This is a genomic window from Sulfitobacter dubius, from assembly GCF_900113435.1.
Taxonomy (GTDB): domain Bacteria; phylum Pseudomonadota; class Alphaproteobacteria; order Rhodobacterales; family Rhodobacteraceae; genus Sulfitobacter; species Sulfitobacter dubius.
The window spans coordinates 585426-606238 of record NZ_FOPG01000002.1 but is presented as its reverse complement, the minus strand read 5'-3'; the positions used below and the strand labels follow the sequence as shown (position 1 = coordinate 606238).

The following is a 20813-nucleotide window of genomic DNA, read 5'->3' as shown; positions in this document are numbered from 1 at the left end:
ATCGGCAAAACCAACATGCAACTAATGAGGTCACCCATGCACCCCAAGTTCACCGCCATCGCCACTTCCCTCCTGCTTGCCCCAGCTGCCCTCCTTGCCCAAGAGACCGCCCCGCAGGTAGACCGTGTCAGCATGTCCCAGGCCGTCAAAGCCGCGCAAGGCAGCATCGACGGCGGCGTACTCGAAGCTGAGATTGAAACCGAAGGCGATGCGCTGGTCTACGAAATTGACCTCGTCCGCGGTGATGCCGTCTACGAAGTGACCGTGAATGCCGCTACGGGCGAGGTGCTCTCGCAATCCGAAGAGCAACTGACCAGTTTCCTCAGCGGTCTGTTCCAGGAGGATGAGCTACGCGCCGCCGGTGACTCCCTCGAAGTCCTGATGCAAGCGCTTACCGAACTCGAAAGTCAAGACGGCACGCGGGTTGAAGAGCTATCACTCGACGAAGAAGACGACCGCATGGTCTATGAGGTCGAACTGACCGACGCCACGGGCGAACGCGACGTGATAATCGACGCCAGCACCGGCGAGATCACAAACGACGGCTGATCGACAAGCGCAAGGTGCGGCTGCCCTAGCTGGCCGCACCTAACAATCAACAAAACGCCCCTCCCCTAATTTCATCCTTTCTCAAATACCGCTGCGCAGCATCGGCCCCAGCCGCAACGCCAGCGTTTTCCCCCGCCTCACCGCTCAAATCTTACCGTCACCGGCCACCAGATCCACCGGATCGATCCCCCGTTTTTCCGCACTGGCCCGCACGGCGTCTCGCAGTGCAGCGCTCCGTTCAAGCAGGCGTCGAAAGCGGTCTTCGTCCAGCACCAGTAGAGTCGTGGGTGCGATGGCCCGGACATCTACCCGACGTACTCGGTTGGTCAGGATCGCCATCTGCCCAAACATTTCCCCGCGCCCCAAACGCCAAGTTTGCCCCGCGCTTTCTAACTCAACCGCGCCCGAAGCGATAAAGAAAACGCTGCTCGCAGGGCTATCCTTATGCAAAACCACATCGCCAATATCGACATAGCGGGTTTTGAGCGACCGGCTCAGCCGCTTTAGCGCGCCATCCTCCAGATCTGTGAACAGAGGAAATTGCTCAATGAGCGCCCCGCGCCGCACGGCGAGATCCAGCCCCGGTCGACCTTCCGCTGCCATACGCCGTGTCGTCAATTCCTGCATGAGAGCGGTATAGACTTCGGCTCCAAACAGCCCATCTTCGCGCATCAACGTATATTCACGCTCTTCCAAACGCAGCGCGGTCCGGCGAATGAAACGGCGTTCCAATTCTTCGGCGTAACCGGGGTACTGTAGCCGCAAACCTTCCAAGGCGGTTTCAATTCCTTCGATGCGGCGCGCCAGCAGATCGTGCAGCAGTTCCGCCACCCGGCGCCCATGAATACGGCGAATGCGCCCGTCGATGAATGTCCCCAAGTCGCGCAAGATCAACCGCTGCGACAGCAACATCTCAAAGCGGTCCGCCGTCATCCGCGCCAATGGGCCAGACACACCATAGCGCCCGTGCAGCACCGCCGCTGCGCGGAAGGTGCGCCCATAGGCCACACTGCGCCGCGCCGCACGTTGATAGCCACTGCGGCCTTGGGTCCGCGCCCCTTCGATCAGCCGGTCAGCGTCAGAGAGCACCAGATCGGCCATCCGGGCCGAGATCGTCCGCTCCCGCACGCGGGCAAGGATCGTGTCGCGCTCATGGCCCGCCAGCGCGATCAGGCCAAGCGCGATGCGGTCGCGGTCAAGGATGTCGGTCGCCTCTTCGGCAGTCTTCACCGTCGTCTCCAACCGCTCGCCAAAGCGCTTGGCCTCAGACCGCACGATATCGCGGTTCAGATCGTAGTTTTCGGTCGTTTGGGCCACATCCTCGCGCACGGTCTGTAGGGCAACGGCGATCACCTGCCGCGACAGCGCGTGGTCGATGGGGGAAAGCTGATCCAAGCCCAATCGCCCAATGATCCAACGTAGCGTCGTACCCTGTGCCAAAAGGGTAAAGAGCGTGAACCCGGTGGCCAAGATACCCACGATCCGTTGGATATCATCCGGTACCCGCACGCTTTCCGTCACGGCTAGGGCCAGCGCCAGCGTGACCGCGCCGCGCAGCCCACCCCAAAGGATGGCCACGCGATAGGGCCGCTCAACCATCGGGGAAAGTTTGGCAGCCGTCAGCAATGGCAGCAGGCCAAAAAGGATCACCGCGCGGGAAAGGATCGCCGCAATGACGACCACCGCAATAAGGAAGAAATCCTCCAGCCGGACTTCTTCCAGCAAGCGCGGGATCAGCAAAGCGGCAAGGATAAAGATGAGCGCTCCCGCCCAATGGGCCAGCACATCCCACAACTCGCGCAGATTGGTCAGCGCTTGCGGTGGCAGCCGGCCCGGCGCGGTGAGGTTTAGCGTCAGCCCCGCCGCGACCACGGCGATCACACCCGACGCGCCGACGCTTTGCTCGGCCACGATATAGGCTAGATAGGGGAGCGCGACCGAGATCGATTGCTGTGCCAGTTCGTGCCGTGCAAACAGCGCCATCACCCAAACAGCGACCCGCGCGCCCAGCCAACCGACAAGTGCCCCGCCCGCGATCAACATCGGGAATTGCGCCAAGGCACTGCCCAGTTCCGGGTCGGGGATGCCCAGCATGACATAGCCCATGAACAAACCAAAAAGCGCGATCGCCGCGGCATCGTTCAGCAGGCTTTCACCCTCAATGATCCGCGCCAACCGACGCGGAGCCGAGATTGAGCGAAAGATCGAAACAACCGCCGAGGGGTCAGTGGTTGAAACAATCGCCCCGATCAGCAGACAGGCCGCCAATGGAATGGCGCTAAACCAGAAAAGCGCGTAGCCAATGCTGACCGTCGCCACCACAACCGCCACGACCGCCAGCACAAGGATTGGCACCCAATCGTCGACCATCCGGCGCAGGTTCATCCCCAAGGTCGCTTGGAACAACAGCGTCGGCAGAAAGACGTAAAGAAAGACGTTCGACCGGATCGGCAGCCCCAGAATGGCGGCGGCCATCGGGTTCAGCGCATCGGTCAAATCCGTACGCAACAAAAAGATCGCCGAGGCCCCGATAAGGATACCCACAACAGCAAGGATCACGCTGAATGGCAGGCGCAATCGCGCCGCCAAGGGCTCGGCCAAGCCGATGACCACAAAGAGCGACGCGATGATCGTGGTGACGAGGATGATGTCCATATAGGATGGAATACCAGAGTTTTACCTGAATGCGGGACACTTCTTGCCCCGCTCAGCGCTTGCAGTTCTCAGTGATTTTACTTCCGCGCGCGGCGTTCGGCCCGCCAACGGGCAAAACGGCCCCGTCGAACGGCGATGTCATCCTCGATCGCCTCTATCTTGGGGTCCAGCCGCGCCCGGCGGAACCGCCGCCAGCGCACCCAGATCGCATAGACCAGCGCCGCGAAAAGCAGCAGCACGATGATGGTGACAAAGGGAATACCCTTGCTCGCCTCAGGCCCTTCGACCGCTCGGAGCGAGATGGCATTGGGGTAGATCGACAATAGCTCACTGCGCCAACCATAGTGTTTCAGCGCGTAATACTGCGGTGCGCCAGTGGTGCTGCGTGCGTCTGCGGCCTCGGCCTGAAGGTTGGCGGTGTCGAATTTGAAATAGGGCGGCCAGCCCCAGCCCGTATCTTCGTTACGGTAGACCATGACATCGCCCTTGGCGCGGCGGGTCTGGATGAAAAAGACATCGCGGTTGACCGCCTGCCCGGCACTGTCAGTCGACGACCCGGACCAGAATATAGAACTGATGCCGAAGTCGATCCGCTTTTCATAGGTGTCCGTGACACGCACGATATCGGTCTGTGGCAAGGTATAGTGGAAGAACGCCCCCACCATCACCCAAATGGTTACCCAGAACACCCATTTGACGATTTTCATCTTCGGCCCTTTCAATTACGTCGCGCGGCCGATCAGGGGCCTTCCCCTCACGACATAGTTCCTCTGCGGCACTGCGGCAAATGCCTTACGCCTTGGCGCAGGGCATTTGTCGCGGCGCAAGCGATTTAGCTGCCCAAAAGTGCTTTGGTCAGCTCACTATCAGCTTCGGCCAGCGGATCAATCACATCGAAATGATGCTTGCCCTCGGCCACAACCTGCTTCGCGCCCCAACTACGGGCGAAATTCTCGGCCTGCTCAAGGAAGACCGGGCGCTCATCCGCGCCAACCCAAACCGTCACGTCAACCCCATGGGGCGGGGTCATGTTCATCGGGCTTTCAGCGGCAGCTTCGGCCTCATCCAGACGCAGGGTGTCGTTCATTTCGGTCTGAAGCAGCGGTGTCAGATCGGCCACGGGCGAGATCGGCACGATCCGTGTGATCCGGTCCCGCACCTCCGCCCCCAAGAGCAAGGGGTCGGTCATTCGCGCCACCAGATGCCCGCCCGCCGAATGGCCCGACAGCACGATGGCGCCCTGCGTGCGGTTCGCCACCTCGGTCAACGCGGCGGCGATCTGTGTCGAAATTTCCGAGATGCGTACATCGGGGCAAAGATCATAAGACGGCATCGCCACAGCATAGCCCCGCGCCAATGGCCCGGCAGCCAGATGCGACCAATAGCTCTTGTCGAACGCCTTCCAATAGCCGCCATGCACAAAGACGACCGTGCCGCGCGACACGCCTTCGGGCTGGAAGAAATCGAATTTCTGACGATCCGAAGGGCCATAGCGCACATTCAACTGCGCCCGCGCGCCCAAGTTTGCGCGAAACGCCTCTGCCTCCTTCTCCCAGCGGGGCGGAAAGCCGTCGGCCCCATCGATATAGGCTGCATTTGCATAGGCGTCATCTAGCATCATTTGGGTCTCCCACCCCGGATTTGATCAAACTGAACTGGACAATCATACTCGTTGTTGCTTTGGAGGCTATAGAGAATAGCGGAGAGATGACATGACTGATGCTAAGACGGATCTGAAATCACTACTCAAAGACCCCAGCTTGCTGGAGACCCGCGCCTATATCGGTGGCCAATGGGTCGACGGCGATGACGGCACATTTGACGTAACCAACCCCGCGCGGGGCGATGTCATCGCACAGGTTGCTGATCTGAGCCGCGCACAAGTCGCGGGTGCTATTGCACAGGCGGAAAAGGCGCAGAAGGACTGGGCCAGCTGGACCGGCAAGGAACGCGCCGCAGTGATGCGCAAATGGTTCGACCTGATGATGGAGAACCAAGACGATCTGGGCACTATCCTCACCGCCGAACAGGGCAAACCGCTGGCCGAGGCCAAGGGCGAGATCGCCTATGGCGCCTCCTTCATCGAGTTCTTCGGTGAAGAGGCCAAGCGCGTCTACGGCGAGATGATCCCCGGCCACCAGCGCGACAAGCGCATCATGGTGATGAAGCAACCCATCGGTGTTGCCGCTTCGATCACGCCGTGGAACTTCCCCAATGCGATGATCACCCGCAAGGCGGCTCCGGCGCTGGCGGCGGGCTGTTCCTTTGTGGCGCGTCCGGCGGCGGAGACTCCGCTCTCGGCCATCGTCATGGGTGTGCTGGCCGAACGTGCAGGCATTCCCGCAGGCGTGTTCAACGTGCTACCGTCGTCGTCCTCGTCGGCTGTGGGCAAAGAGTTCTGCGAGAACCCCGCCGTGCGCAAGCTGACCTTCACCGGCTCCACCGAAGTCGGGCGCATCCTGCTGAAACAGGCCGCAGACCAAGTGATGAAATGTTCGATGGAATTGGGCGGCAACGCGCCGTTCATCGTCTTCGATGACGCCGATCTAGATGCCGCCGTCGAAGGCGCGATCATGTGCAAGTTCCGCAACAATGGCCAGACCTGCGTCTGCGCCAACCGGATCTACGTGCAGGCGGGCGTCTATGACACATTCGCCGCCAAGCTGAAGGACCGTGTGAGCAAGATGAAGGTCGGCGACGGCCTTGAAGAGGGCACTGACCTTGGCCCGCTCATCAACCCCGAAGCCTCGGACAAGGTGCGCGAGCATATCAAGGATGCGGTCGACAACGGGGCCGAAATCATTCTGGGCAACGCCAAGGATGACATGGGCGGCAACTTCTTCGGCCCGACCATCGTGACCGGCGTGACGCAGGACATGAAGGTCGCCAAGGAAGAGACATTCGGCCCGCTCGCGCCGCTGTTCAAGTTCGACGATGTGGACGACGTGATCGCCATGGCGAACGACACGATCTTTGGCCTCGCGTCCTACTTCTATGCCAAGGACCTCAGCCGTGTCTACAAGGTGGCCGAGGCGCTGGAATATGGCATCGTCGGCGTGAACACCGGCATCATCTCGACCGAGCTTGCGCCCTTTGGTGGGGTCAAGCAATCCGGCCTTGGCCGCGAAGGCAGCCACCATGGGATCGAGGACTACCTTGAGATGAAATACGTCTGCCTGTCGGTCTAAGAACCGACCGGAGGAATGAAACGGGGCGTGCCTAAGGCGCGCCCCGTTTTGTTTTGCCTTAACGCTCCGGGCGGTCCTGCGCCAGCATCCGACCTTCTGCGCGGCTCAAGTGATGCACGGCCTGCGCCACATCCCCTTCGCAGCGCTGCAACGCCCGGCACCAAATCCGATGCGCGGATTGCGGCGACCACGGCAATGCCGCCTGCGCTAGCCAAGCCCGCAGAGGCGGTGGCAGGCGATCATATGCCGCCATCGGATCACCCTGCCGCCGCCTATGCTTCAGCCCGCTGCGCAGGTTTCGTTTTCTGCCAGACATGCTGATGGGCCGCCTTTAGTGCGCCTGCATATCCGCCGCGATGTCAGCGGCGCTCATGCTGGTGGGGAAGTAGGTTGGCCAGTTGGTGAGTTCCGCAAGCACTTCAGCGCGATCATCGCCCCAATAGAGGTGGTAGTGGTCGGCCTTCTCGGGTGCGATGATATGGTCGCTGAATTGAATATACGCCGATGCTTCGGCATCGCCGCCCTCTTTGGCAAAAACATAACGCACGCCGCGGTTGCCCTTTTCGTAGGTCAGAACTTCGTAACCATCGCTGGCATAACGCCCCTGTACCGGATCGCCCGCGCGGAAAAAGGTCACGGCATCACCTTCGATGGTGATGCGGTCCACATCGGTGGCATAGCCAACCTCGTAGTAGGCTTTGTATTCCTGCGCGGTCTTGTCGCCTTTTTCAGCTTTGTGCTGCATCACCGGATCAAGCGCGCCCTGTTGCAACAGCGGAAACACGGATTGCCAGTCGCCTGCCCAATCAGACAAGGGGCGATCCTTGATCTGTTCATCGTCGAAGTAGCCTTTGTAGATGTCTTCTTTGGCATGGTCGTGATCATGAGCGTGGTCGTGGTCGTGGTCGTGGTCGTGACTATGCGATTCATTATTCGTCTTAGAAGCCGTTTCCGCGTACGCCGGTGCCGAAAGCGCGAGGCCAGCGCCAAGAGCGAGAAGGTAAAGCGGGGATGCGAGTGTCTTTTGCAAGGTCATACTCCGTGTTTATGCCGAGTGGCGAAAAAGATATGTTATATCATAACTAAATCTCTCTAATTTTCTTCGGGCATCTTGGCAAGCTGACAGAACTCTCGACCAAAGAGCGGGCACAAAAAATGCCGACAGCACTTTCATGCTGCCGGCCTCGGGGCGCGGGAGAGGACGCCCTATCGGAATGACCTGACTTAGTTGGTCTGGGTCTGTGCAGCGCCGCCTGCATTCATCTGATGGGTCAGGGCTGCGGCAAATTCTTCGCCTGTCATGCCAATGACAAGTTGCCCCTCGGCATCAACAACCTGATCGATCTGCACCACGGCACGGTCGCTATCGACGTCCAGATCGCTAGATAGATCAATGGAATAGCGCACGGAACCATCAGGCTGCGGTTCAACGTTTGAGATCGTGCCAATTACAGTGTCATCCGACGCTACAGCGATGGAGCTACCATCAAGCGCGGTGTCGATGTCTGTGTCGGCTGTGGCAGCTTGGTCTACGGGCAGGCTGCCATCGACGTCAGCCGCGACATTCGCGTCGACTTCGGTGCCGGCCACATCGGCACTCACGTCAGAGCCAACACCCGCATCTAGCGATTGCGCGGCGACCGGAGCGGTCATCAAAGCTGCCACAGCGGTGGTCAGAGTCAATTTGCGTAGGGAATTTACATAGGTTGTCATGGGTCTTCCTTTCATTGCGCGTGCGGATTTTTGCACGCAGTTGCCCGAGCACGCCTGCCCGGTCCCACCCTCAACCCGGTGGCTGGCCCTTGGTTTCGCGCCTACCAATGCGCAGCAGAAACACGCCGGTTTCGGCTCCCCTCACCGGCAGATATCCTCCCAAAGCCATGCCCGCAGTTGCCCGCTACCCAACGAAAAAGGCCCGCTTGATAGCGGGCCTTCACAAAGCTCGGAATGGAACCGCGCTTAGTTTACGGATTTAGCGTCAACCACGTCCTTGTCGATCGCCTTCACCTCGGAAGAGATCGCAATCTGGCGTGGTTTCAGGGCCTCGGGCACCTGCCGCTCAAGCTCAATATGCAGCATGCCGTTGGCATGGGCCGCGCCGATCACCTGAACGTGGTCCGCCAGATGGAAGCGACGCTCAAAGGCGCGGGTGGCGATGCCGCGGTGCAGGTAGGTCTTGGCCTCATCCTCATCCGCCTTGCGGGCCGAAACGATCAGCGCCTTCTCACGTACTTCGACGCTCAGGTCGCTGTCAGAGAAACCAGCCACGGCGATGGAGATGCGGTAAGCATCGTTATCGAGTTTTTCGATGTTGTAGGGGGGATAGCTGGGGGTGGCCCCATCATTTGTCAAAACCCGGTCCATCATATTGGCGATCTGGTCGAAACCAACGCTGGAGCGGTAAAGGGGTGCGAAATCAAAGCTACGCATGTGTTCATCCTCATCTTTGAGCGATTGACATATCGGGCCTTCCACCATTGGACAGACCCGGTTTTTCAAGCGCCGAAGCCCTATAGAGGCACTTCGGCAAAGCTCATGTGGGAAGGGTTTTGCGCGCTTTCAAGACTTGGGGTCGCAGATTTAGGGTCGGATAAATTTCGCTCCGGTGCCGCGCTCTTCGCCGACCCGGATGCGCTTGCCAGCGGGGTTGGAATCCAGAAACACACCTTTGCCCGCTACCAGCTCCGCTTGCAGCAACGCCAAGGGCGCGCCAAGAGCGGTGCCGAGAGAGACCTGCGCGCCTTCGACCTCGGCCTTGGCCGAGACGACCGAAACGATATGCGCCTCGCCCGCGACAATGCTAAAGATCGGCGCGCCGCTGGAGCCGAAATCGACTGAACAAGAGGTGACAAGAACCCCTTCTTGCTGCGCCAAAACCTTACAAACCTCTTGCAGGGACGGCGCTTCGGCCCGGTCACGGGCATAGCTGACCACGCCCACGCTGTCGCCGGGACGCGGCCGCGCGGCGGTGCCAAAGGGGCGGATCGTCGTGTTGCGGATGGGGCGGGAGAGTTCCAAGAGCGCCAGATCATTGCGTACCCGACCCGAGGATACCTCTCCGTCATAGACGTAGTCGGGGTGCACCACGGCGCGGCGGATATCGCGGTAGGCCCCGGCGCGGCCGTTGCGCCAGCCGGCAAGGAACTGCACCTTGCCATGATCAATCCGGGCTTTAGTTTCGCGGTCGAAAAGACAATGCGCTGCGGTCAGGACAAGACGCGGCGCGATCAGCGTGCCGGTGCAAAAGCCGGTGCCGCCGATGTCAAGGCGGCCCACAGCCTCCCAAGCGGCGGCATCGACACCGTTATCGAGCGCTTTGAGCGCGCTGTCTTGGGCCATCGCCGTCGTTGCGAAGGTAAAGACCCCGAGAATAGCCGCCAACAATTGTCGCAAAATGCACCTCAAAACCATGTCCACTTTGGCGGATATAGGGGAGTTGCGGCGAAAATACGGCGATGGCTTAACGCAAACGCGGCACCTGCGCGGGCGCATCGGGATCACGGCTGAGCGCCGGCGGTTTTGGCCCTCCGCAGGCCCAATCGAGCAGTTCGACGCTATGCACTACAGGTACCCCGGTTCCCGAGCCAATCTGCATCATGCAACCGATATTGCCCGCCGCGATGACGTTTGGGGATTTGGCCTCTAAGGTCTTGATCTTGCGTTCTTTCAGTTGGGCCGAAATCTCGGGCTGCATCAGGTTATAGGTGCCCGCCGAGCCGCAGCAGAGGTGACTGTCCGCCGGTTCCACAACCGTAAATCCCGCCTGTTTCAGCAGCGTCTTCGGCGTGGCCTTGATCTGTTGCCCATGTTGCAGCGAGCAGGCCGCGTGATAGGCGACGACCATGCCTTGCTCCGCAGGTTCAGCGAAAGGCAGGTCCAACTCCGCGAGCAACTCCGTCACATCCTTTGCCAAGGCCGAAACCCGCGCGGCATCCTCTGCCAGCGGATCATTGCGGAACATATGGCCGTAGTCCTTGACCGTGGTACCGCAACCCGAGGTGTTGATCACGATGGCATCCAGCCCCTTGCCGGCCATCTCAGCACACCACGCGCTGATGTTGCGGGCGGCGTGGGCGTGGCTTTCATTGGTCTTGCCCATATGATGGGTCAGCGCCCCACAACAGCCCGCGCCTTCGGCCACCACCACCTCGCAGCCCGCGCGGGTCAGCAGCCGGATCGTCGCGTCATTGATATCGGTGTTCAGGGCCTTTTGCGCGCAGCCGGTCATCAGGGCCACACGCCGCAGCGGTTTGCCCTGAGCCGGGAAGCTTTGCGGATCGTCATTGCGGCTGACCGGGGGGATCGTCTTTGGCGCCATCTCAAGCATGGCGCGCAGCCGGGCGTCGGGCATCAGTCGGGCGAAGGGCCGCCCGATCTTGGCCCCCAAAAGCGCCAGTCGAAAGCGTGTGGGATAGGGCAGAATCCGCGCCAGCATCCAGCGCAGCACGCGTTCCCCCATTGGCCGCTTGTACCGCTCTTCGATGTAGCTGCGCGCGTGGTCGACCAGATGCATGTAATGCACGCCCGAGGGGCAGGTCGTCATACAGGCAAGGCAAGAAAGGCAGCGGTCGATGTGCAGCACCGTCTTTGGGTCCGGGTCGCGGTCGTTCTCAAGCATGTCCTTGATCAGGTAGATACGCCCGCGCGGGCTGTCCAACTCATCGCCCAAGACCTGATAGGTCGGGCAGGTCGCCGTGCAGAAGCCGCAGTGTACACAGGCGCGCAGAATGTCGTTGCTGCGCTGCGTTTCAGGATCCTGCAACTGTTCGGGGGTGAATGTAGTTTGCATGGATGCTCCGAAATTATGTGCTGCGCATCAGATTGGCGAGGACGAGACCGAACCAAGGAACGGTCGTGCCCACGACCCCCAGAACCCCGCTCCATCGGCGCATGGCGGGGCGCGGGTCGGCGCGACGGAGCGCTTGGACCACCAGCGCAATCACCCCGATCCAAGCGGCCCAGAGTGCGAGGGCCACGGCTCCGAGCAACCACAGGCTGTCGCTCCAATAGCGCAAGAAGCCGTAGCGCAGGCCGATGGCGATCAGAAAGGCGGCCAGAACCACGGCCCCCAAGGCACGGATGGCCTGCAGGGAGGGTGGCATGGCGACCAGAGCTTTGAACAGAAACGGGCCGATCAGAAAAACGATGAGAAAGATCAGCAGCAATGTCATGGGGCCAGTGCCAAGGCTTCGGCGTTGAAGATACCGCGCGGGTCGAACTTAGCCCTCAGCCCCGCCGTCAACCTCGCCACGCCCGGCGCTTCGGGTTCCTGCCAGGGCAGTGCCTGCGCTGCGTCATCGGCCCGCAATAGGGTCGCGTGACCGTCATACCGCCCCAACCGCGCGCGCAGGTCGGTGCCGGGGGCCATGCGCAGCCAGATCAGCCCCCCGGCCCAGTCATAAAGATTTGCCTCGGCCCCGGCCTTTGCCGCCAGCGCGGGGGCCTCGGTCGGGCGGCAATGCACCCGCCAGATATCCCCCGCCGCCCCATGAAAGGCCGCTACATCACGCAGGTCGCGCCAGAGGGTCGCGGAGGGATTCGCCGCGAGACTCTCAAGCGCGGCACCGGTTGCAGAGAGCAAATCCTTCAGCCGCCCGATGCGGTAGGTGACTGAGGTCTCAAACCCCTCCAATCGTAGATACGTTCGGCGCTGTGCCGGGTCATGGGCGGCTGCGGTAACCTCGAAAGGGCTGCGCATCGCCTGTGCCATGGCGGCAATGGCTGCGGGGTCGTCCAGCCCCGAAAGCACGAGCGTTGCGCTGGTTTCCGGGGTGGGCAGCACCTTTAGCGACACCTCGGTCAGCGCTCCCAATGTCCCGCGCGACCCGGCCATCAGCTTGACCAGATCATAGCCGGTGACGTTTTTCATCACCCGCCCCCCGTTTTTGATGACGTTCCCTTGCCCATCGACAAAGCGCACACCCAACAGGAAATCCCGCGCGGCCCCAATGGCGAGCCGCCGCGGGCCGCTGACATTGGCGGCAAAGACCCCGCCGATGGTCGGCGTGCCACTGCAGCCCATAAGCGCGCGGTGGTCCATCGGTTCAAAGGCCAGCCGCTGCCCTTCGGCGGCCAATGTCGTCTCAATCTCGGAGACCGGCGTGCCTGCCTGCGCCACCAGCGTCAGCGCGCCCGGCTCATAGAGGCTGATGCCCCGCAATCCGGCAAGCGACAGGTCCGCCCCCGGCCCGGCCATGCCGCGCGTATTGCCACCCCGCAGGGACAAGGGCGCTTGCGCACTGCGGATCGCATCGACCAATTCTGTCTCTGAGGTTATCGTCACGCAGCCACCGATGCGCCGCTGCCGCGCCGCCCTTCCGTGACATCCAAAGGAAAGACCTTGGCCGGGTTCAACAGCCACGCCGGGTCAAACACATCTTTCACCGCCAACTGCGCCTCCAGATCCGCCGCGGCATATTGCACATGCATCAGATCGCGCTTCTCGATCCCGACGCCATGCTCCCCGGTCAGGCAACCGCCCGCCTCAACACAAAGCCGCAGGATATCCGCGCCAAAGGCCTCGCATTTTTCCAGATCACCGGGTTTGTTGGCGTCAAACAGGATCAGCGGGTGCATATTGCCGTCGCCTGCGTGAAAGACGTTGCCGACTTTAAGGCAATAGCTGTCCGACATCTCGGCAATGCGCCGCAGCACCATCGGCAGTTCGTTCACCGGGATCGTGCCATCCAGACACATGTAGTCATTGATCTGCCCCATCGCACCGAAGGCCGATTTGCGCCCCAGCCAGATCGCCGCGCTTTCCTCGGCACTGGTGCTTTCGCGCAGTTCCACCGGGTTGTGACGGCGGGCAATCTCGGTGATCAGCGCCAGCTGGTGGTCGATCTCGGCGTCGGAACCTTCGACCTCGACGATCAGCAGCGCCTCGCACATCGGGTAGCCTGCGTGCGCGAAGGCTTCGGTCGCCTCGATACAGGGGCGGTCCATGAATTCGATGGCCACGGGCAAGACGCCAGCCTTGATGATGTCGCTGACGCAGGCCCCGGCTACGGCACTGTCGTCAAAGCCCATTAACACGGGCCGCGCGCCTTCGGGCTTGGGCAGGATCCGCAGCGTCGCCTCTGTCACCACGCCAAGCTGCCCTTCGGAGCCGCAGATCAAGCCTAAAAGGTCCAGTCCGCCCGCGTCCATATAGCCGCCGCCGATCTCGACCACTTCGCCATCCATCATCACCATCGTGACGCCCAGCAGGTTGTTGGTGGTGACCCCGTATTTCAGACAGTGCGCCCCGCCGGAGTTCATCGCGATATTGCCCGCGATGGCGCAGGCCAGCTGGCTGGAGGGATCGGGCGCGTAGAAAAACCCATCCTCCTCAACCGCGCCGGTCACGCTGAGGTTGGTGCGGCCAGTTTGCACCCGCATCAGGCGGTTGTCATAATCGACCTCTAGCACCTCGGCCATCCGCGCCACGCCCAGCACCACACTATCCGCCGTCGGCAACGCCCCACCGGCAAGCGAGGTGCCCGACCCGCGCGGCACGACCGGCACGCCCTCCTCATGGCAGATGCGCAGCACGGTCGAGACTTCTTCGGTGCTGGCAGGCAAGGCGACAGCGAGGGGCGGACATTTATAGGCGGTTAGCGCGTCGCATTCATAGGCGCGAGTCTCATGCACATCGTCGATCACAGCGGCCTGCGGCAAGGCCGCGCGCAGCCGCGCAACGATCCGCGCCTTGCGCGCAATGATACCGGCATCTGGTTTTGGCATGTCCATCGCGATCCTCCCCCTACCGCGCAGCATAGGTATCGTGGCGCGGGTTTGACCAGTCTGCCGCGTGTTTGGTGCAATTGCACCACGAATTCACGGTATCACAGTGATTTGCGCAGCCCAAGTTCGGCCAAGCTTGGAACCGCGGCCAAATGCTCTATATAAAGCTTGTTATTTTAGGTGGTGTCATATGTTAAATCGCAGCCTCATCTTTGCCATATTGGCTTTTGCCACACCGGCCTTGGCCGATCCTCCCGCCATTTTGAATGTCAGGGTCGATCAACTTGGTGACCTGTGGAAGTTTGACGTAACCATCCGTCATAACGACAGCGGTTGGGATCACTATGCTGACGCTTGGCGCGTTCTTGACCCCGATGGGAAACCTCTGGGCACGCGCAATCTGGCGCATCCACATGTTCAGGAACAGCCCTTTACCCGGTCACTGTCGGGCGTACGTATCCCCGAGGGTGTGACCGAAGTCAGCATTCAAGCGCGCGACAGTGTAGATGGCTGGGCGTCGGAAATTGTCCGCGTTCCACTGCGCTAAGCCAAGACGGGCCTAGACCCGGTGATAGGGTCCGCCCGATAGGATCGCTGCCGCGCGGTAAAGCTGTTCGGCCAGCATGACCCGCACCAGCATATGCGGCCAGACCATCTTGCCAAATGACAGCGCGTGATCCGCCTGCGCCCGCAAGCTGGGGTCAATGCCATCCGCCCCGCCGATCACAAAGGCCAGATCCCCCCGCCCGGCATCACGCCAAGCGCCAAGCCGTTCGGCAAAAGCCGGGGAAGTTTCAACCTTGCCGCGTTCGTCCAGCACACAGATCACCGCCCCTTGGGGGATCGCGCGCTGCAACAACACCGCCTCGGCGGCCATCCCACCGCCTTTCTTGTCTTCCATCTCGACCACGCGCGCAGGGCCAAGGCCCAGACCGCGCCCGGTCCGGTCAAACCGGGTGAGATAGTCATCGACAAGAGATTTTTCGGGACCGGCACGAAGCCGGCCCATGGCGCAGATATGTACCCGCATGGCTTAGTCCCGCGAAAGCGGGATCAGTGCGGCATGACCGCGGCCGCGTGTTCGCCGCCCAGCCACATCTTTTCGAGCTGGTAGAACTCACGCACTTCGGGGCGGAAGACATGCACAACAACGTCGCCTGTGTCGATCAAGACCCAGTCGCCGGTTTCGCGGCCTTCCATCTTGGACGTACGTCCGGTGGCGTCTTTGACGGCCTGTGCCAGCTTTTCCGAGATCGCCGAAACCTGCCGCGTGGAGCGGCCCGAGCAGATCACCATATAGTCGCCGATGGCCGTCTTGCCGCGCAGATCGATCTGCACGATATCTTCGGCCTTGTCGTCATTCAGCGAGGAAAGGATAAGCGCCAGCAGGTCGTCGCTGGTTGCGATTTGCGAGGCGGCAGTCATTGCGGCCCCATGGTCAGCAGCCTGCGCTGCGTCAACGTTAAGAGACAGGACATTGTCCTCCTTCGTAATGCACCGCCAATGCTGAACGCTTGCCCCGGTGCCGAGCCCCCCTAATTTAGCGATATAGGCCAGATTTTTCAATGGACCCTATGCGTTCCGCGCCAACCGTGGCGCAAATCCCCGCTTAGTCAGGCAAATTCTGCGTCGCTGCAGCCCGGGAGAGCGCCAATTGACTGTCTTCGATGATCTTCACCTCGCGCTGCGGGAAGGGGATGGAAATGTCGTTTTCCTTGAACGCATCCCAAAGCGCCAGATAGACATTGCCGCGAATGTTGGTCAGCCCGCCGGTCGGATCCTTGATCCAGAAGCGCAGGATGTAATCCACCGACGAATCGCCAAAGCCCACAATATGGCAGACCGGCGCCTTGTAGCTCAGCACCCGGTCGACGCCCTTGGCCGCATCAACGGCCAGTTTGCGCACCACATGCGGATCGTCGGAATAGGCTGTGCCAAAATAGATATCGAGGCGCACAAAGTCGTTGGAATGTGACCAGTTCACCACCTGCCCGGTGATGAGGTCTTCGTTCGGGATCAGGTATTCTTTGCCGTCCCGCGTCACCACTGAGGCATAGCGCGCGCCGAGCGTTTGGATCCAGCCAAAGGTCTCCCCCAGACTGATCACATCGCCCGGCTTAATCGACTTATCCAGCAGGATGATCACGCCTGAGACGAGGTTCGATACGACCTTTTGCAGACCAAAGCCAAGGCCCACACCGATCGCACCCGAGAGCACCGCCAGCCCCGTCAGATCAATCCCCACGGCCCGAACGCCGATAAAGAACGCCAAACCGTAGAGTAGGATCTGCACCCCCTTCACGGCCAGCACCTGCATGGAGGGGCTGATGTCCTCATTCTTGCGGATCGTCGCGGCGGTGGTGGTGCTTACCAGCCGCGCCATGGTCAACAACGCGCCGACCACCACCAAGGCCGTCAGGACGGTCAGTACCGAAAGCCGGAATTCACCGATGGTCAGCGCCACGTCATCCAGAAACACTGCCACATCATCGGCGACATTGAGCATGTAGAGCGTGGCGTAGATCCACAGCCCCCATGTTACCATGCGCCGCAGCGGGCGGTTGCGCACCAGCCGCGCGGCAAATGCGATGCCGACATAGATCGCCGCCAGTGTCGCCGCCAAACCGATGAGGTAAGACCGCGAAGGCCAAGTGACATTCTGCATCACCTGATACAAAAGCCCGGCCAGCAGCGCGAACCACATCAGCCCCAGCCGCCGCTTGACCTGCACCACCACACGAAGCTGCCATTTTGACCAGCCTTCGCGCGAACGGACCCAGTTTTGCAGCATCACGCCGGTGACCCGGTGCAAAATCCACGCCAGCGCCACTAAGGCCAGCAGGATCAATATCTGGTTCTGCCGCCAACCGGGGCTGAGAACACTCTCGCCAAAACCCAAAACTCCATCAAACAAAGCCCGCAGCGAAACGAGGAAGTTCGTAAAAGGGTGGGATTCAGGGATCATGGGCGGCCTTTGCAGCTAAGGGAAGATCACGGTTACATAGCCGCAATGATAGGGCAAGTTCGCTGCACGGCGATGCCACCTTGCGAGACTCACTCAGGGTCTATATCCAAGGCCCCATGATACTGGTGTTTGATCTTTGCGACCGTGCGCGTCTGCGCGAACGCTTTTTCGGCGCGACGCATAGCGTTCTGGCTCGACTATAAGCCAGCCCTCTCAGCCACACCCATAGCCATTCCAAACCACGGGAGAGGACCATCATGTCCCCCAAGACGCTTTACGATAAAATCTGGGACGCCCATGTCGTCCACGAGGCCGATGACGGCACCTGCTTGCTTTATATCGACCGTCACCTCGTACACGAAGTGACCAGCCCGCAGGCCTTTGAGGGGCTGCGCATGTCGGGCCGCACCGTCCGCGCACCGGACAAGACCATCGCCGTGCCGGATCACAACGTGCCAACCACCGAGGGTCGCGAAGACCCCGCCGCGATGACCGAAGACAGCCGCATTCAGGTCTCTGCGTTGGATAAGAACGCGCGCGAGTTCGGCGTGCATTACTATCCCGTCTCGGACGTGCGCCAAGGCATCGTGCATATCGTCGGCCCCGAGCAGGGCTGGACCCTGCCCGGCATGACCGTCGTCTGCGGCGACAGCCACACCGCGACCCACGGCGCTTTTGGCGCGCTGGCGCATGGCATCGGCACATCGGAGGTTGAGCACGTGCTTGCCACCCAGACGCTGATCCAGCGCAAGGGCAAGAACATGAAGGTCGAGATCACCGGCAAGCTGCGCCCCGGTGTCACGGCCAAGGACATCACCCTGTCGGTAATCGGCGCCACCGGTACGGCGGGCGGCACCGGCTATGTCATTGAATACTGCGGCGAAGCGATCCGCGACCTTTCGATGGAAGGCCGCATGACCGTTTGCAACATGGCGATTGAAGGCGGCGCACGCGCTGGCCTCATCGCGCCGGACGAAAAGACATTCGAATACTGTAAAGGCCGTCCTCATGCGCCGAAGGGTGCCCAGTGGGAAGCGGCGATGGACTGGTGGAAAACGCTCTTCTCTGACGAAGACGCTCATTGGGACAAGGTCGTGACGCTTAAAGGCGAAGACATCGCGCCGGTCGTCACATGGGGCACCTCGCCCGAGGACGTGCTGCCGATCACTTCGGTCGTTCCTGCGCCCGAGGACTTCAAAGGCGGCAAGATCGACGCGGTGAAACGCGCGCTGGAATATATGGACCTGAAGCCCGGCCAGAAACTGACCGACATCCAGATCGACACCGTCTTTATCGGCTCCTGCACCAATGGCCGCATCGAAGACCTGCGCGCCGCCGCTGCGGTGCTGAAGGGCAAGAAGATCAAAGACGGTTTGCGGGCCATGGTCGTACCCGGCTCAGGCCTCGTGCGTGCGCAGGCCGAAGAAGAAGGTCTGGCGGACATCTTCCGCGAGGCCGGTTTCGAATGGCGTCTTGCGGGTTGCTCTATGTGTTTGGCGATGAACCCCGATCAGCTCGCCCCCGGCGAACGCTGCGCGGCCACGTCGAACCGTAACTTCGAAGGGCGTCAGGGCTATAAAGGCCGCACGCATCTCGTGTCGCCCGGCATGGCCGCGGCGGCGGCTCTCACCGGTCACCTGACCGACGTGCGCGAATTGGCGTGAGCGATCGGGGCGTGGATACCGGGCGCGTTGCGCAGGGCTCAGTCGGCCTTGCGCAGCTCGCTGCCGGACTTCAGCACCTCGGTGCCGTCGTCCTGTTCGATCTTATAGGCCGGTTCGTCATCGCTCGCTTTGCGGGTCACCTCGCTGCCCTGCAGCTTCAGCGTGATCTTCTGTGTGTATTTCTTGACGATCTTACCGGTCCCGGTGCCATTGCCCCAGTCCCACTCTACTTTCGTGCCGGTTTGGTACGACATGCCATGCCCTCCTGATACCCATTTGCTTAGAACGCGCCGTTCAGCGGCGCGGTTCCCGCACTCTCCGAAGGATACCCCGATGGAAAAGTTTACAGAAATCACCGGCACCGCGGCCCCCATGCCGCTGGTGAACATCGACACCGACATGATCATCCCCAAGGTCTTTCTCAAAACGATCAAACGCTCCGGCCTTGGCGTGAACCTGTTCGACGAAATGCGCTATGACCGCGAAGGCAACGAAATCCCCGATTTCGTGCTGAACCAACCGCAATACCGCGACGCTCAGATCCTCGTGGCGGGCGACAACTTCGGCTGCGGCTCTTCGCGCGAACACGCCCCTTGGGCGATCAAGGATTTCGGCATCCGCTGCGTCATCGCGCCCAGCTTTGCCGATATCTTTCACAACAACTGCTTCAAGAACGGCATCCTGCCGATCGTCTTGCCGCAAGAGCAAGTCGACGTGCTGATGAAGGACGCCGAAAAAGGCTCAAACGCGCGGATGACTATTGATCTGGAAGGCCAGACTGTCACCACTTCGGACGGTGAGAAGTTCCCCTTCGAAGTCGATGCATTTAAAAAGCATTGCCTGCTCAACGGTCTGGACGACATTGGCCTGACGCTGGAGAAGGGCACGGCGATCGACAGCTATGAGGATTCGCTCGGCCAAAGCCGTCCTTGGGTCTAAGAGCAGCTTCCATACTAAACTTGTGGGCGCCAGTTCAGTGCCCACAAGATGTTGCGACTTGCCATTAAACCGCCATCTAATTGATGCAAGATCGCACCACCCTTTCCCTCAAAATACCCCATAACCCTGCTGTTCTCCACGCGGAGCCTTGAGGCACGCTCGGAAAGAAGGCAAAAATTGGACAAGAATGAGGCGAGCCCCAGAAACCGGGGCCATCAAGTTGGAACAAGCACGCGGCAATGTATCGCGGCTGGCCAGTTTGAAAGGGCAGAGCAGTGATCGGACGAATGACAGGCGCGGCGACGCGTGGCCTATTGGTGGCGCTATTGATAGCCACCCCTGCCCTGCTTTTGCCGGGAGCCGATGCGGAATCGAGCCAGATCACCGTGCTTCTCGCTTTTGTCGCGGCAATCTTAACGTTCTTAGAGTACAACTCGCGCCAGCCTAGCATCGTCGAATTCCGAGATGCGCCGCCGTTCAATCGCTTGCGGTTTATCAGCCTGCTTTTTACCATAGTCGTGCTGTCGCTGATCGCACGGGGCCAAGTCACTCCCACTCTGCTGACAGGCGCGCTGGCCTCACTTGGCACGATCTTGGGCAATGCGCTCGATTTCCCCTATTCTCCGGTACGGCTCGTAGTGCTGATGATGCCCGCCGATGCGCCCTATGAGTCCGTCAATCTGATCCGCACGGCAGCGGGGCTGGCCTACCTCGTTTCGCTCATCGCATTGGCAACCTTCGTGGTGTTGGTGCGCGTCATGGGCTGGCCCGCCCGCCATGGTGCATTTAACGTTTGGGTAAACTTGCCGCTTTTTGATCCGACTGCAGGTGGCGACGTGCTCTACCGCTTGCAACGCGACGCCCGGATCAACATCGCGCTTGGCTTCCTGCTGCCCTTCATCATCCCCGCAGTGGTCAAAGCCACTGCCGATCTGCTAGATCCAATCTCACTGAGCAATCCGCAAACCATGATCTGGACAATAAGCGCATGGGCTTTCCTTCCGGCCAGTATGATCATGCGGGGCATCGCCATGGGGCGCGTGGCCGAGATGATCCACGACAAACGCCGCCGCGCCTACGCCGAAGCGCATATGCAGGCCGCCTGATCCGGCTGCTGCTGCCAGCGCT

The 20813-nt window shown here is 60.9% G+C and carries 22 protein-coding genes; 6 read left to right on the top strand and 16 right to left on the bottom strand.

What is annotated here, in order from left to right; genetic code table 11:
* Window positions 1-36 precede the first annotated feature (36 nt).
* On the top strand, window positions 37-549 hold the full coding sequence (locus BM229_RS11655; protein ID WP_167360241.1) for a PepSY domain-containing protein: 513 nt from the start codon (window positions 37-39) through the stop codon (window positions 547-549).
* 144 nt (window positions 550-693) lie between these two features.
* On the opposite strand, the gene BM229_RS11650 is transcribed toward BM229_RS11655, so the two are convergent.
* From BM229_RS11650 to BM229_RS11640, 3 genes are all read right to left on the bottom strand, one after another.
* Window positions 694-3204, bottom strand: coding sequence for a cation:proton antiporter (locus BM229_RS11650; protein WP_093927796.1), 2511 nt, complete (start codon window positions 3202-3204; stop codon window positions 694-696).
* 77 nt (window positions 3205-3281) lie between these two features.
* A complete protein-coding gene (locus tag BM229_RS11645; protein ID WP_093927795.1) occupies window positions 3282-3911 on the bottom strand; it encodes a DUF1523 family protein in 630 nt (209 codons plus the stop codon).
* Between the two features lie 125 nt (window positions 3912-4036).
* Window positions 4037-4825: an alpha/beta hydrolase gene (locus BM229_RS11640; protein ID WP_093927794.1), complete on the bottom strand. Its 789-nt coding sequence runs from the start codon at window positions 4823-4825 to the stop codon at window positions 4037-4039.
* 91 nt (window positions 4826-4916) lie between these two features.
* On the opposite strand from BM229_RS11640, the gene BM229_RS11635 reads away from it, so the two are divergent.
* A complete protein-coding gene (locus BM229_RS11635) occupies window positions 4917-6392 on the top strand; it encodes an NAD-dependent succinate-semialdehyde dehydrogenase (protein ID WP_093927793.1) in 1476 nt (491 codons plus the stop codon).
* A 58-nt stretch (window positions 6393-6450) separates the two neighbouring features.
* Here the strand turns inward: BM229_RS11635 and BM229_RS11630 are convergent, their stop codons facing one another.
* From BM229_RS11630 to BM229_RS11590, 9 genes are all read right to left on the bottom strand, one after another.
* Window positions 6451-6708: a DUF6525 family protein gene (locus tag BM229_RS11630; protein ID WP_093927792.1), complete on the bottom strand. Its 258-nt coding sequence runs from the start codon at window positions 6706-6708 to the stop codon at window positions 6451-6453.
* Between the two features lie 15 nt (window positions 6709-6723).
* Window positions 6724-7428, bottom strand: coding sequence for a ZinT family metal-binding protein (locus tag BM229_RS11625; RefSeq protein WP_093927791.1), 705 nt, complete (start codon window positions 7426-7428; stop codon window positions 6724-6726).
* A gap of 188 nt (window positions 7429-7616) precedes the next feature.
* Window positions 7617-8105, bottom strand: coding sequence for a hypothetical protein (locus tag BM229_RS11620; protein WP_093927790.1), 489 nt, complete (start codon window positions 8103-8105; stop codon window positions 7617-7619).
* Window positions 8106-8351: 246 nt separating this feature from the next.
* Window positions 8352-8822, bottom strand: coding sequence for an Hsp20 family protein (locus BM229_RS11615; protein WP_093927975.1), 471 nt, complete (start codon window positions 8820-8822; stop codon window positions 8352-8354).
* Window positions 8823-8972: 150 nt separating this feature from the next.
* A complete protein-coding gene (locus BM229_RS11610) occupies window positions 8973-9803 on the bottom strand; it encodes a trypsin-like serine peptidase (RefSeq protein ID WP_420855252.1) in 831 nt (276 codons plus the stop codon).
* Between the two features lie 49 nt (window positions 9804-9852).
* On the bottom strand, window positions 9853-11181 hold the full coding sequence (gene glcF, locus BM229_RS11605; RefSeq protein WP_093927788.1) for a glycolate oxidase subunit GlcF: 1329 nt from the start codon (window positions 11179-11181) through the stop codon (window positions 9853-9855).
* A 13-nt stretch (window positions 11182-11194) separates the two neighbouring features.
* The gene (locus BM229_RS11600; protein ID WP_093927787.1) at window positions 11195-11563 is read right to left on the bottom strand and encodes a hypothetical protein; all 369 of its coding nucleotides are present in this window, start codon (window positions 11561-11563) and stop codon (window positions 11195-11197) included.
* On the bottom strand, window positions 11560-12675 hold the full coding sequence (locus tag BM229_RS11595) for an FAD-binding protein (RefSeq protein WP_093927786.1): 1116 nt from the start codon (window positions 12673-12675) through the stop codon (window positions 11560-11562). The genes BM229_RS11600 and BM229_RS11595 overlap by 4 nt, the downstream gene beginning before the upstream one ends.
* On the bottom strand, window positions 12672-14123 hold the full coding sequence (locus BM229_RS11590; protein ID WP_093927785.1) for an FAD-linked oxidase C-terminal domain-containing protein: 1452 nt from the start codon (window positions 14121-14123) through the stop codon (window positions 12672-12674). The genes BM229_RS11595 and BM229_RS11590 overlap by 4 nt, the downstream gene beginning before the upstream one ends.
* Before the next feature lie 184 nt (window positions 14124-14307).
* Between BM229_RS11590 and BM229_RS11585 the strand changes: the two genes are divergently transcribed.
* On the top strand, window positions 14308-14664 hold the full coding sequence (locus tag BM229_RS11585; protein ID WP_093927784.1) for a hypothetical protein: 357 nt from the start codon (window positions 14308-14310) through the stop codon (window positions 14662-14664).
* Window positions 14665-14676: 12 nt separating this feature from the next.
* Here BM229_RS11585 and rlmH read toward each other — a convergent pair whose 3' ends face one another.
* The 3 genes from rlmH to BM229_RS11570 all read right to left on the bottom strand — a co-directional run bounded on the left by rlmH (window position 14677) and on the right by BM229_RS11570 (window position 17082).
* Entirely contained in the window at window positions 14677-15147 is a 471-nt protein-coding gene (gene rlmH, locus BM229_RS11580; RefSeq protein WP_093927783.1) for a 23S rRNA (pseudouridine(1915)-N(3))-methyltransferase RlmH, read from the bottom strand.
* A gap of 23 nt (window positions 15148-15170) precedes the next feature.
* Window positions 15171-15542 carry a ribosome silencing factor gene (rsfS, locus tag BM229_RS11575; RefSeq protein WP_093927974.1) on the bottom strand — a complete coding sequence of 124 codons (372 nt, stop codon included), beginning with the start codon at window positions 15540-15542 and terminating at the stop codon, window positions 15171-15173.
* 184 nt (window positions 15543-15726) lie between these two features.
* Window positions 15727-17082: a mechanosensitive ion channel family protein gene (locus BM229_RS11570; protein WP_093927782.1), complete on the bottom strand. Its 1356-nt coding sequence runs from the start codon at window positions 17080-17082 to the stop codon at window positions 15727-15729.
* A 257-nt stretch (window positions 17083-17339) separates the two neighbouring features.
* On the opposite strand from BM229_RS11570, the gene leuC reads away from it, so the two are divergent.
* Window positions 17340-18746, top strand: a complete 1407-nt coding sequence (leuC, locus tag BM229_RS11565) for a 3-isopropylmalate dehydratase large subunit (protein ID WP_093927781.1) — start codon at window positions 17340-17342, stop codon at window positions 18744-18746.
* A gap of 38 nt (window positions 18747-18784) precedes the next feature.
* Here leuC and BM229_RS11560 read toward each other — a convergent pair whose 3' ends face one another.
* Window positions 18785-19000 carry a hypervirulence associated TUDOR domain-containing protein gene (locus tag BM229_RS11560; protein ID WP_093927780.1) on the bottom strand — a complete coding sequence of 72 codons (216 nt, stop codon included), beginning with the start codon at window positions 18998-19000 and terminating at the stop codon, window positions 18785-18787.
* A gap of 79 nt (window positions 19001-19079) precedes the next feature.
* On the opposite strand from BM229_RS11560, the gene leuD reads away from it, so the two are divergent.
* Window positions 19080-19685: a 3-isopropylmalate dehydratase small subunit gene (leuD, locus tag BM229_RS11555; RefSeq protein ID WP_093927779.1), complete on the top strand. Its 606-nt coding sequence runs from the start codon at window positions 19080-19082 to the stop codon at window positions 19683-19685.
* 275 nt (window positions 19686-19960) lie between these two features.
* Window positions 19961-20791, top strand: a complete 831-nt coding sequence (locus BM229_RS11550; RefSeq protein ID WP_093927778.1) for a hypothetical protein — start codon at window positions 19961-19963, stop codon at window positions 20789-20791.
* Window positions 20792-20813: the final 22 nt, after the last annotated feature.

Coding starts and splice junctions, on each gene's coding strand:
- leuC (WP_093927781.1), top strand. CDS start 17,340: ATGTCCCCCAAGACGCTTTACGATAAAATCTGGGACGCCCATGTCGTC.
- BM229_RS11640 (WP_093927794.1), bottom strand. CDS start 4,825: ATGATGCTAGATGACGCCTATGCAAATGCAGCCTATATCGATGGGGCC.
- BM229_RS11600 (WP_093927787.1), bottom strand. CDS start 11,563: ATGACATTGCTGCTGATCTTTCTCATCGTTTTTCTGATCGGCCCGTTT.
- BM229_RS11655 (WP_167360241.1), top strand. CDS start 37: ATGCACCCCAAGTTCACCGCCATCGCCACTTCCCTCCTGCTTGCCCCA.
- BM229_RS11615 (WP_093927975.1), bottom strand. CDS start 8,822: ATGCGTAGCTTTGATTTCGCACCCCTTTACCGCTCCAGCGTTGGTTTC.
- BM229_RS11590 (WP_093927785.1), bottom strand. CDS start 14,123: ATGGACATGCCAAAACCAGATGCCGGTATCATTGCGCGCAAGGCGCGG.
- BM229_RS11625 (WP_093927791.1), bottom strand. CDS start 7,428: ATGACCTTGCAAAAGACACTCGCATCCCCGCTTTACCTTCTCGCTCTT.
- rlmH (WP_093927783.1), bottom strand. CDS start 15,147: ATGCGGGTACATATCTGCGCCATGGGCCGGCTTCGTGCCGGTCCCGAA.
- BM229_RS11560 (WP_093927780.1), bottom strand. CDS start 19,000: ATGTCGTACCAAACCGGCACGAAAGTAGAGTGGGACTGGGGCAATGGC.
- rsfS (WP_093927974.1), bottom strand. CDS start 15,542: ATGACTGCCGCCTCGCAAATCGCAACCAGCGACGACCTGCTGGCGCTT.
- BM229_RS11650 (WP_093927796.1), bottom strand. CDS start 3,204: ATGGACATCATCCTCGTCACCACGATCATCGCGTCGCTCTTTGTGGTC.
- leuD (WP_093927779.1), top strand. CDS start 19,080: ATGGAAAAGTTTACAGAAATCACCGGCACCGCGGCCCCCATGCCGCTG.
- BM229_RS11635 (WP_093927793.1), top strand. CDS start 4,917: ATGACTGATGCTAAGACGGATCTGAAATCACTACTCAAAGACCCCAGC.
- BM229_RS11645 (WP_093927795.1), bottom strand. CDS start 3,911: ATGAAAATCGTCAAATGGGTGTTCTGGGTAACCATTTGGGTGATGGTG.
- BM229_RS11620 (WP_093927790.1), bottom strand. CDS start 8,105: ATGACAACCTATGTAAATTCCCTACGCAAATTGACTCTGACCACCGCT.
- BM229_RS11610 (WP_420855252.1), bottom strand. CDS start 9,803: ATGGTTTTGAGGTGCATTTTGCGACAATTGTTGGCGGCTATTCTCGGG.
- BM229_RS11570 (WP_093927782.1), bottom strand. CDS start 17,082: ATGATCCCTGAATCCCACCCTTTTACGAACTTCCTCGTTTCGCTGCGG.
- BM229_RS11585 (WP_093927784.1), top strand. CDS start 14,308: ATGTTAAATCGCAGCCTCATCTTTGCCATATTGGCTTTTGCCACACCG.
- BM229_RS11630 (WP_093927792.1), bottom strand. CDS start 6,708: ATGTCTGGCAGAAAACGAAACCTGCGCAGCGGGCTGAAGCATAGGCGG.
- glcF (WP_093927788.1), bottom strand. CDS start 11,181: ATGCAAACTACATTCACCCCCGAACAGTTGCAGGATCCTGAAACGCAG.